The 11,410-nt window shown below is 65.6% G+C and carries 6 protein-coding genes; 4 read left to right on the plus strand and 2 right to left on the minus strand.

Annotated elements, in window-relative coordinates; all coding sequences use genetic code 11:
• The 3 genes from VFW45_11060 to VFW45_11070 form a co-directional block, all read left to right on the plus strand.
• A partial coding sequence (locus tag VFW45_11060; GenBank protein HEU5181325.1) for a response regulator occupies nucleotides 1–4,385 on the plus strand: 4,385 nt, incomplete at its 5' end.
• 26 nt (nucleotides 4,386–4,411) lie between these two features.
• A complete protein-coding gene (locus tag VFW45_11065) occupies nucleotides 4,412–6,382 on the plus strand; it encodes a response regulator (protein HEU5181326.1) in 1,971 nt (656 codons plus the stop codon).
• Between the two features lie 127 nt (nucleotides 6,383–6,509).
• Nucleotides 6,510–6,962, plus strand: a complete 453-nt coding sequence (locus tag VFW45_11070; GenBank protein HEU5181327.1) for a hypothetical protein — start codon at nucleotides 6,510–6,512, stop codon at nucleotides 6,960–6,962.
• Between the two features lie 123 nt (nucleotides 6,963–7,085).
• Here VFW45_11070 and VFW45_11075 read toward each other — a convergent pair whose 3' ends face one another.
• Nucleotides 7,086–8,174 carry a hypothetical protein gene (locus VFW45_11075; GenBank protein ID HEU5181328.1) on the minus strand — a complete coding sequence of 363 codons (1,089 nt, stop codon included), beginning with the start codon at nucleotides 8,172–8,174 and terminating at the stop codon, nucleotides 7,086–7,088.
• 367 nt (nucleotides 8,175–8,541) lie between these two features.
• Between VFW45_11075 and VFW45_11080 the strand changes: the two genes are divergently transcribed.
• On the plus strand, nucleotides 8,542–10,221 hold the full coding sequence (locus tag VFW45_11080) for a Zn-dependent hydrolase (GenBank protein ID HEU5181329.1): 1,680 nt from the start codon (nucleotides 8,542–8,544) through the stop codon (nucleotides 10,219–10,221).
• A gap of 72 nt (nucleotides 10,222–10,293) precedes the next feature.
• Here VFW45_11080 and VFW45_11085 read toward each other — a convergent pair whose 3' ends face one another.
• A complete protein-coding gene (locus VFW45_11085) occupies nucleotides 10,294–11,409 on the minus strand; it encodes an RtcB family protein (protein ID HEU5181330.1) in 1,116 nt (371 codons plus the stop codon).
• Nucleotide 11,410 lies beyond the last annotated feature (1 nt).

Consider the following 11,410-nt stretch of genomic DNA (forward strand, 5'->3'; position numbering starts at 1 on the left):
GTGAAGTGGGCACCGAAGGCCGCTTGGGCGGGCAGGCCAACGTACCCGGCGTGGCCGGCACCTGGAAAAACCTCACCGACAACGTCAACTCCATGGCCAGCAACCTGACCGCGCAGGTGCGTAACATCGCCGAAGTCACCACAGCAGTGGCGCGCGGCGACCTCTCGCGCAAGATCACAGTGGACGTGAAGGGGGAGATTCTCGAGCTCAAGAACACGATCAACACGATGGTCGATCAGCTCAACTCGTTCGCCGGCGAGGTCACGCGCGTGGCGCGCGAGGTCGGCACGGAAGGGAAGCTCGGCGGGCAGGCTCTGGTGCCGGGAGTCGCCGGCACCTGGAAGGATCTGACCGACTCGGTCAACGCGATGTGCGGCAACCTGACCGACCAGGTGCGCAACATCGCCAATGTAACGACCGCAGTGGCGCGTGGCGACCTGTCGCGCAAGATCACCGTCGATGTCCGCGGCGAGATCCTCGAGCTGAAGGACACGATCAACACGATGGTTGATCAGCTCAACGCCTTCGCCTCGGAGGTGACGCGCGTGGCGCGCGAGGTGGGAACCGACGGCAAGCTGGGGGGCCAGGCGCAGGTCTCCGGCGTCGCCGGCACCTGGAAGGACCTCACCGACAACGTCAACTCGATGGCCGGCAACCTGACGGCGCAGGTGCGCAACATCTCCGAGGTGGCCGCCGCCATCGCCCGCGGCGACCTCTCCAAGAAGATCACGGTGGACGTGCGCGGCGAGCTGCTCCTGCTCAAGGAGACGCTGAACACCATGGTCGACCAGCTGAACGCCTTCGCCGGCGAAGTGACGCGCGTGGCGCGCGAAGTCGGCACCGAGGGGCGGCTGGGCGGTCAGGCGGTCGTCCCCGGCGTCGCCGGCACCTGGAAGGACCTCACCGACTCAGTCAACGCCATGGCTGGCAACCTGACGGCGCAGGTGCGCAACATCGCCGAGGTCACCACCGCCGTGTTCCGCGGCGACCTGTCGCGCAAGATCACCGTCGATGTCCGCGGCGAGATCCTCGAGCTCAAGAACACCATCAACACCATGGTCGACCAGCTGAACGCCTTCGCCGCAGAGGTGACGCGCGTCGCCCGCGAGGTGGGTACCGAGGGGAAGCTGGGCGGCCAGGCGCAGGCCTCGGGCGTGGCCGGCACCTGGAAGGACCTGACCGACAACGTCAACGTCATGGCCGCCAACCTGACCGAGCAGGTTCGCGGCATCGCCAAGGTGGTGACCGCCGTCGCCGACGGCGATCTGAAGCAGAAGCTGACGGTGAAGGCCCGCGGCGAGGTGGCCGCGCTGGCCGAGACGATCAACGCCATGACCGGCACGCTCGCCACCTTCGCCGAGCAGGTTACCGGCGTGGCCCGCGAGGTCGGCGTCGAAGGGCGCCTCGGCGGTCAGGCGAACGTGCCGGGCGCCGCCGGGACCTGGAAAGATCTCACCGGCAACGTCAACCTTCTGGCCGCCAACCTGACCACGCAGGTGCGTGCCATCGCCGAAGTCGCCACCGCCGTCACCAAGGGCGACCTGACCCGCTCCATCCAGGTCGACGCGCGTGGCGAGGTGGCGGAGCTGAAGGACAACATCAATACGATGATCACCAACCTCCGCCAGACCACGTCCCGCAACACCGAGCAGGACTGGCTGAAGACCAACCTGGCGCGGCTCACCGGCATGCTCCAGGGGCAGCGCGACCTGACCACGGTGGGCAAGATGCTGCTGATGGAGCTGGTGCCGCTCTTGAGCGGGCACCAGGGGGTGATCTACCGCTACGTCTCCGACAGCGAGCCCCATCTGGAGCTGATGGCGACCTACGCCGATCCCGAGGAGGGGGGCTACCCGCCGCGCCTCCGGATGGGCGAGGGCTTCCTGGGACAGTGCGCCGTCGATCTGCGGCGCATCCTGGTCCCCGAGGTCCCGATCGACGCAGTGCCGGTAGGCTCCGTCCTCTTCAAGGTCCTGCCGCGCAGCCTGGCGGTCTTCCCGATCGTCTTCGAGGGGAACGTCAAGGCGGTGATCGGGCTGGCGTCCCTCGGAGAGTTCACCTCGTCCCACCAGGTGTTCCTGGAGCAGCTGACCTCCAACATCGGCATCGTGCTGAACAGCATCGAGGCCACGATGCAGACCGAGGACCTGCTCAAGCAGTCCCAGCAGCTGGCCGGCGAGCTGCAGACGCGACAGAAGGAGCTGCAGTCCTCCAACGAGCAGCTGGAGCAGAAGGCGCAGCAGCTGGCCGAGCGCAACGTCGAGGTGGAGCGCAAGAACCAGGAGATCGAGCACGCCCGCCATGCCCTGGAGGAGAAGGCCAGCGAGCTGGCGTTGACCTCGAAGTACAAGTCGGAGTTCCTTGCCAACATGTCGCACGAGCTGCGCACCCCTCTCAACAGCATCCTGATCCTGGGGCAGCAGCTCTCGGAGAACCCGGAAGGGAACCTGACCGGCAAGCAGGTCGAGTTCGCACGATCCATCCACGGCGCCGGCACCGACCTTCTGAACCTGATCAGCGACATCCTGGACCTCTCCAAGATCGAGTCGGGGACGGTCACGGTCGACGTGCAGGAGGTCTACTTCTCCAGCCTGCTCGACACGGTGGAGCGGACCTTCCGGCACGAGTCGGAGACCCGCAAGCTGGCCTTCGACGTGGAGGTCGATCCGCGCCTGCCTCGCACCATGGCCACCGATCCCAAGCGCCTGCAGCAGGTGCTCAAGAACCTGCTTTCCAACGCCTTCAAGTTCACCGAGCAAGGCGGCGTGCGCCTGAAAGTCTCGTTCTCCGACGGCGGCTGGAGCGCGGGCCACGCGGTCCTGTCGAACTCCCCGTCGGTCCTGGTGTTCGAGGTCTCGGACACCGGCATCGGCATCCCGGTGGACAAGCAGCGCATCATCTTCGAGGCGTTCCAGCAGGCCGACGCCAGCACCAGCCGCAAGTACGGCGGCACCGGATTGGGCCTGGCCATCAGCCGCGAGCTGGCCACCCTGCTCGGCGGGGAGATCCAGCTGCGCAGCGCCCCGGGCATGGGGAGCACCTTTTATCTCTATCTGCCCCTGCATCATTCCGCCGCGGCGGTCCGGCGCGTCGAGGTCGAGGTGGCCGCCGCCGGGGCGAAGCTGGGCGCCTCACCCGCGCTTGCCAGCCTCCTGCAGGCGGAGCAGGCGGTCGAGGCGGTTCCCGACGATCGAGACCAGGTTGGGCCGGACGACGCCACGCTGTTGATCGTGGAGGACGATCCCCACTACGCGCGCCTGCTGGCCGATCTGGCGCACGACAAGGGATTCAAGGTCCTGGTCGCCTCGCGCGGCACCGAGGCGCTCGAGCTGACCCGCCAGTACCGGCCCCGGGCGGTATCGCTCGACGTCTTTCTGCCCGACATGCTGGGCTGGACCGTCCTGACGCAGCTCAAACAGGATCCGGACACGCGCCATATCCCGATCCAGATGGTCACGCTCGACGAGGATCGGCAGCACGGCCTGGCGCGCGGGGCTTTCTCCTTCGTGACCAAGCCGGCCACGACCGAGGGGCTGGAAGCAGCCATCTCCAAGATCAAGGCCTTCACAGTGCCACGGCGCAAGCGGCTGCTGATCGTGGAGGACAATCTGGTGGAGCAGCAGAGCGTGTCGGAGCTGCTGGGCCACGACGACATCGATATCGTGGCCGCGGGGACGGGCGAACAGGCCCTGGAGCGACTGCGCAGCGAGGAGATCGATTGCGTCGTGCTCGATTTGCGCCTGCCGGACATGTCGGGCTTCGAGGTCCTGGAGGCGATCGGGGACGACGTGTCGATGCGCGACGTGCCAGTGGTGGTGTTCACCGGCAAGGAGCTTTCGCCGGAAGAGGAGACGCGGCTGCATGCCCTGGCGCGCAGCGTGGTGGTGAAGGGGGTCGAATCGCCCGAGCGGCTGCTCGACGAGACGGCTCTCTTCCTGCACCGCATCGTCGCCGACCTGCCGACGCAGAAGCAGCAGATGCTCGACCGGCTGCTGCGGTCCGACGATCATCTGGCCGGGAAATCGGTGCTGGTGGTCGACGACGACGCCCGCAACACCTTCGCGCTGAGCAGCCTGCTGGAGCGCCGCGGCATGAAGGTGCTCACCGCCAACACCGGCCGCGAGGCGATCGATCTTCTCCGGGTCACCGACGACGTTGCGATCGTGCTGATGGACATCATGATGCCGGAGATGGACGGCTATCAGACGATGCGCGCCATCCGCAACGATGAGCAGTTCCATCGCCTGCCGATCGTCGCGCTGACGGCCAAGGCGATGAAAGGGGACCGCGAGAAATGCCTGGAAGCGGGCGCCTCCGAGTACCTGGCCAAGCCGGTCAACACCGAGCAGCTCCTCGCGACGCTGCGCATGTGGCTGCGTCGATGAGGCCGCCGGAGTGGGAAGCAGCTCTCATGAACATCAACCGGGCCACCGACGACAAGGTCGACATCCTCCTCGTCGACGACCAGCCTTCGAAGCTGCTGACCTACGAGGCGATTCTCGGCGACCTCGGAGAGAACTTGATCAAGGCGCGCTCTGCCCACGAGGCGCTCGATTCCCTGCTCAAGCGCGACGTCGCCGTCATTCTCGTGGATGTCTGCATGCCCGAGCTGGACGGCTTCGAGCTGGCCTCGATGATCCGGGGGCATCCGCGCTTCCAGAAGACCGCCATCATCCTGGTCTCCGCCGTCCTGCTCTCCGATCTCGACCGGCTGAAGGGGTACGGCAGCGGCGCCGTCGACTACGTCCCGGTGCCGGTAGTCCCCGAGATCCTGCGTGCCAAGGTCTCCGTCTTCGTCGATCTCTATCGCAAGGGGCGCCAGCTCGAGCGCAGCAACCAGGAGCTGGAGCGGCGCGTCCTGGAGCGCACCTCGGAGCTGCAGTCCTCCCTGGGAGCGCTGGCGACCAGCGAGGAGCGTTTCCGGGTCGCACTGCAGAACTCGCGCATCACTGTGTCCAACCAGGACGCCGACCTGCGCTACATCTGGGTCTACAACTCGCAGCTCGGCATCCCGGCGGAGGCGATGCTCGGCAAGACCGATAACGATCTCTTCCCAGGCGACCAGGCCGCCGTTCTGACTGCCCTCAAGCGCGGCGTCCTGAGAACCGGCAAGGGAGTGCGCGAAGAGATGTGGCTATCGATCCACGACCGCGACCTGTGCTTCGACCTGACGATCGAGCCGCTGCGCGGCGGGCATGGCGAGCCGGTCGGCATCACCTGCGCCGCGGTCGACGTGACCGAGCGCCGGCGCCTCGAGGAGGCGCTGCGCGACGCCGACCGCCGCAAGGACGAGTTCCTGGCGACCCTCGCCCACGAGCTGCGCAATCCGCTCGCCGCCGTGAGCCACGCCGCCGAGGTGATCAGGCTCAAGGGCCCGGCCGATTCCGAGATGCGCTGGAGCCAGGACGTCATCCACCGCCAGGTCGACCACCTCAAGCGTCTCATCGACGATCTGCTGGACGTGGGACGCATCACCCAGAACAAGCTGCAGCTGCGCAAAGAGCGCTTCGATCTGCGCGCGCTCCTGCAGGCGACCGCGGAGGGGATCCGTTCGCAGGCGGAGCAGCAGGGGCAGGAGCTCGCCGTGCTGATTCCGGACGAGCCGCTGACGGTGAGCGCCGACGCGACGCGGCTGGCTCAGGTCTTCCAGAACCTGTTGGACAACGCCGTGAAGTACACGCGCGCCGGCGGCCACATCACTTTGACCGTGGAAAGGCATGGCAACGAGGTGATCGCGTCGGTGGAGGACACCGGCATCGGCATCTCACCCGATCACCTGCCTCATCTCTTCGAGATGTTCTTCCAGGCGGACCGCTCGCTCGAGCGCGCCTCCGGGGGATTGGGGATCGGGCTTTCGCTCGTGCGGCTGCTCGTGGGGCTGCACGGCGGGCACATCGAGGCCCGCAGCCAGGGACTGGGTCGCGGCAGCGAGTTCGTGGTGCGGCTCCCCCTGGACGGCGTGGCTCCCATGCTGGAGGCGGTGATGACGGAGACGGTCCAGGAAAAGGGGTCCATGATCCGACGCATTCTCGTCGCCGACGACAACCTCGACTCGGCTGAATCGATGGCCATCGCCCTGCGTCTCATGGGGCACAACGTGCAGACGGCCCATGACGGTCTCGCGGCGGTCGAGGCCGCCGAGCGCGACCGCCCCGACGTGGTCCTGCTCGACCTCGGAATGCCCCGTATGAATGGCTATGACGCCTGCAGGCGGATTCGCGAAATGGAGGGCGGCCAGAGAATCGTGGTCATCGCCCAGACCGGCTGGGGCCAGGAAGAGGACCAGTCCCGCACGCGGGCCGCCGGCTTCGACGGCCACCTCACCAAGCCCGCCGATTTCGACGTCCTCGAAAAGCTCCTCGCCAACCTTCCGGAAAGATAGTTCCCGTTCCAGCATTCCCCGTTTACGAAAATAGAGCGGCCGGTCATCGTCCATGGGTGCCTCGCCGGAAGTCTCGCCGCTTCAACGGCCGGCGGAAAGCGTATAAGATGCGCGCCGGAGGGGCGGCATGGCAGACAGCGCGCGCATGGTGGTGCACTATCTCGATGGGAAGGTACTGAAGGGGACGAGCCAGGACTTCAATCCGACGCGGCCGGTTTTCCACCTGGCTCCAGCCGAAGGCGGCCCGGCGGTCGACGTCCAGTGCAAGCTGCTGAAGGCAGTCTTCTTCGTGAAGAGCCTCGCCGGAAATCCGAAGCGGCAGGACCTGCGCGGCTTCATCGCCGCGCCCGCCGCGACGTCGCAGGGCAAGAAGCTCGCCATCCGCTTCAAGGACGGCGAGCTTCTGTGCGGCTACACTCTCTCCCACCGTCCCGACCGGGACGGCTTCTTTCTCTTCCCCGCCGACGCCGAGTCGAACAACGAGCGGATCTACGTGCTGCAGCGCGCCGCGGTGGACATCAAAGCAGGTCCCGCCGCCGAAGCCCTCGCCCGCGAGGCCCTGGCCGCTCCCGCCAAGTAAGCCGCGGTTCCTAGGGGGCCTGTAGCGGCGGGGCCGCACGTCCCCCGTTGCAGATTGAATCTGGCGCGATCCTGATTTGCATGACGTTCCGGTTCCGGAAGAACCCACCCGCAAGTTTGCTTTCTAAGGCCGGGCCTCCGCGCCGGTCGAGCCGGAAAGACACCCTCCATTTCCTGTCGGGGGTCCGCAGGCCAGTGGAACCGAGGTATTCACGACGGAAGTCCGCTGGATCGTGAGGGGGAACACGGCACTGGTGTCGAGGCCGCCGGAGCTGTCCACCGCCTGGACCAGGAAGTCGTAGATCAACGGGATGGAGGGGTCGAGATCGAACGGCGACGCGTAGAAGGTGTAGGTTGCGCCTCGGTTCGCCACATCCTGCTTTTGGACGCAGCCGAAAGCGCTGCTTTGGGTCGGGGTGACGAAGTAGAAGCTACGGGTGAAGATTCCGTCGCCGGCCGTCTGGTCTCCCGAGACGACGGGGAGCTCCTGGGCATCCACCAGGACCGTATCGATGACCTCCGACCCGACGTCAAACATCTGGAAGGTGACGCGCCGTGGGACCTGTCCGACCGGCGCAAGGTCTTCCGGCGGCTGCAGGAAGCGCAGGTTCACCAGGAGTGGCTGAAGCGGGGAAGATGCGCGGGCGGTGATGGTGACAAGATCGATGTCCGAGGTATGCAATGTGAGCTGATCCGGCATGCAGCAGCAGGAGCACAAAGGAGGATCTGCGCAGCAAAGCTGGATGAGCCCGGAGCACTCCGAGTGCCTTCGCCCCTTGAGGATGGCGACGTCGGACAAGATCGGATTGGCGCCGGTATCGCAGGCATCGCCCAGTCCGTCGTGGTCGGTATCGACCTGATCGAAGTTCGGATCGAATTCACAGTTGTCGCAGCCGTCGCCCCGCCCATCCGAATCGGCGTCGTCCTGGTTCGGGTTGTAGAAAGCGGGGCAGTTGTCCAGGTTGTCAGGGGCGTCATCGCCATCCGAGTCGATGCCGAGACAGGGAGGCAGCTGTCCGCCGGATCGGGCCACGTAATTCTGCAGCAGCGTCTCGCACCGGTGGGCGGAGTTGACCAGGCCGGAGCCGTCGCAGTCGAGGGACTCGCAATAGGTGCGACACATGCCCAGGAGATTGCGCGGGACCTCGGTGTCGCAGACCGATTCTTGCGGAAGGTTTCTCTGATGCGTCGTGACGGCTTCCACAAGTGACATTCCGAGTCCAGCGACGGCGAGGAAGAGCACGAGCATGTGTCGGGGGAAAGCTTTACGAAGGGGACTCGGGGAGCGGGCCATTCCGTACATGGCGAGGTCCTCCTGACGCGCCGGGACGCGAGGAATCCAGAGGGAGTTAGGATTTCGTGCAGGCCACGATGCTGTTTCAAATTAGCCTTGATGCCTCTTCTGGTTCCGGTCCAAAGTGCCCTGCTGCTGCACCAGAACCGCTGGCGGGATTCTCCACCGACCTGAGAAACGCCGGTGCCTGGGCCGGAAATGTTTGACCCCGCCCGCGTCCCGGAGCTATCCTCCTCGCTCTTATCGTGAGCCAACACGGGCCGTTGCATATTGAGGAGAAAGCGTCATGGGCGTTGCGGGTGCGGCGCGGGGAGTTTTCCTGGCGGCGCTGCTGGCCGGGGCGGTGAGCGCGATGGCGGAAAATGAACCAAAGTCAGCTGCCGCGGGCAGCCCGGAGGACATCCAGGCGCGGCTGGCGAAATATGCGCCGGCGGAGATGCCGTTCGACGCCCGCAAGCTTCCTGAGAAGGACCGCCAGATGCTGAAGCATCTCCTGGCGGCCTCGGCACAGATCGACCAGATCTTCTGGCGGCAGTCCTACAGCAGGGCGGCCGAGATCCGGGAGAGCCTGGCAGGCAAGACGGATCCTCTCTCCAAGGCGCTCTATCGTCTCGTCATGATCAATGCCGGCCCCTTCGACCGGCTGGATGAGGGGAAACCCTTCTATGGGGCTGAAAAACTGCCGCCCGGCGCCGGCTACTACCCACCCGATCTGACCAAGAAGGAGCTCGAGGACTACGTCGCGGCGCACCCCGACCGCAAGGAAGCTCTCCTTTCGCCTTATACGGTCGTCAAGCGCAAGGGCAAGGATCTGATCGCCGTTCCGTATCACGGAGAATACGCGCGCTGGATCGGTCCGGCTGCCAAGGAGCTCGAGGCTGCCGCGGCGCTGTCGGAAAACGAATCGTTCAAGCGCTATCTGCTGTCCAAGGCAAAAGCGCTGCGCAACGACGACTACTTCCAGGCCGATTGCGACTGGATCGACCTGAAAGACAACCCCTACGAGCTGATCTTCGGCCCCTTCGAGACTTACGAGGACGGACTGATGGGGATCAAGGCCTCCTACGAAGCCTCGGTGGCTATCCGCGACGTGCAGGAGAGCGCGAAGCTGGCGACCTACATCACGCATCTCCAGGAGCTGGAGGACAACCTGCCGTATCCGGAGGCGGATCGGCGGAAGGTTGCGGGACTCGCCTCTCCCATGGTGGTGGTGCGCGACATCGGTCGCGGCGGCGACGCGCGTGTCGGCTACCAGGCGGTTGCGACCAACCTTCCCAATGATCCCAAGGTCCACGAGAAGAAGGGGACCAAGAAAATCTTCTGGAAGAACATGTTCGAGGCGCGCGTCGGGAAAGTCATCCTGCCGATCAGCCGCGAGCTGATGGTACCGGAGCAGGCGAAGCAGGTCACGGCCCAGGGGGTCTTCGAGAACGTCATGATGCACGAGCTGTCGCACGCCCTGGGCCCGCGCTACGTGCGGGGCACGGGCGAGAAGGACCCCGTCAACCGGCGCCTCGGAGACCTCGCGTCGGCCATCGAGGAGATGAAGGCGACCGTTGCCGGGCTGGTGTCGATGGCCTGGTTCTTCGACCACGACGTGATGCCCAAGGAGACCGAGGCGGAGCACTACGCCTCCTACCTGGGGTCGATCTTCCGGGCCGTTCGCTTCGGCATCGGCGAGGCGCATGGCCGCGCCGCCATCGTGGAGCTGAACTTCGCCCGCGAGAAAGGCGCCATCCTGCGCGATGCCGCCACGGGGCGCTGGTCGGTGGACCCCTCGAAGATGCGTGGCTCGCTGAGCGATCTGACGGCGAGGGCGCTGGAGATCGAGCGCGCGGGGGATCGCGCCGGCGCCGAGGCGCTGTTCGCGAAATACGGCACTCTTCCCGACGATCTCGCGAAGGATCTCGCCAAGATCAAAGACGTGCCCGTCGAGGTCGAGCCGATCTATCGGATTTTCTGGTAGCCCGTGCCTGCCGACCCTTGTCGCGGTGCGCAAGACCGGATGATATCCCCGTCCATACCGAACTGTATTTCCTCAATCTTTGTATGGATCGAACTCGTTGGCCCCGGCCATCGCCACGCCGATCGGCCGTAGCGTGTGAAGAACCCGAATCGAAGACTCGTGTTGCGCCAGAACTTCCGGCAACCGCTTGTAACAATGCGGCGATTCGTCGAGGCCGGCGCCGCGGAGCTCTACGCCTTCGCGCGCAACCCACGCCTGCATCATCTCCGGAGATACCAAACCAGGCCGGATAACGGCTCCGGTTCTTCTGTCCGTTTTCCCCTTCGCCTGCATCCGGCCCATGACGCGGCCGGCTCCATGGACGGTCGAGTACAGCGAGTACTTCGCTTCCTCGTTTTCAACGCCTTCGATGATGACGGAGACGTCACCCATCGATCCGCCGACGAATCCCTTCTGCCCGGGGAACGCCGGTGTGGCGCCCTTGCGTACGACCCAAAGCTCCCGGCCATTGTGTTTCTCGCGCCAAGCGAAGTTGTGGTGGTTGTGGATCTCCTCGAGAATATTGGCTCCCAGGATCCTGGCAACGCGCGAACAGACCCAATCCCGCCCGGCATAGGCGTACCGCCCGCCGAGCCGCATCCCCTCCAGATACTGCGCACCAAGATCTGAGCTCGCCGGCAGAATACACGGCGGCACATCCATGCCGTCGGATGCGCCCGCCGCTTTCAGGAACCAGGTGGCAGTCTTGTGCCCCAGGCCGCGCGATCCGAAGTGAACCCCGACCCAGATTCGCGCTCGCTCGTCCTCGAAGATGTCGACATAGTGATTGCCACTGCCGACCGTCCCCAGCTGCTGGCGGGCCATCTCCTTGTGCGGAGCGCACGCGGCCACCTTCCAGGCCGGATCGTCGAAGAGCTCGTGGTCGACGCGCTCGTCGTCATTTTTCCGGCCAACGCCGAAGGAGACCACGCGCCACACTTCGTCCATAATCTTCCGGATGTTCTCCCTCACCTCCGCCGCCGAGGCATCCGTGAGCACGGCTTTGTTCCCGCAGGCGATGTCGAACCCGACACCAGACGGAGAGATCGCCTCCGCATAGGCCACGACCCCGCCGATCGGCACGGCGTAGCCCTTGTGATGGTCAGCCATCAGAGCGACGTGATCCGCCGTCTGGGCGCACGTCCGGATC

Source organism: Candidatus Polarisedimenticolia bacterium (genome assembly GCA_035764505.1).
Lineage (GTDB): Bacteria > Acidobacteriota > Polarisedimenticolia > Gp22-AA2 > AA152 > AA152.

What these genes read in the sequence shown, in the direction of transcription:
- VFW45_11065 (HEU5181326.1), top strand. Translation starts at nt 4,412, where the DNA reads ATGAACATCAACCGGGCCACCGACGACAAGGTCGACATCCTCCTCGTC.
- VFW45_11075 (HEU5181328.1), bottom strand. Translation starts at nt 8,174, where the DNA reads ATGTCACTTGTGGAAGCCGTCACGACGCATCAGAGAAACCTTCCGCAA.
- VFW45_11080 (HEU5181329.1), top strand. Translation starts at nt 8,542, where the DNA reads ATGGGCGTTGCGGGTGCGGCGCGGGGAGTTTTCCTGGCGGCGCTGCTG.
- VFW45_11070 (HEU5181327.1), top strand. Translation starts at nt 6,510, where the DNA reads ATGGCAGACAGCGCGCGCATGGTGGTGCACTATCTCGATGGGAAGGTA.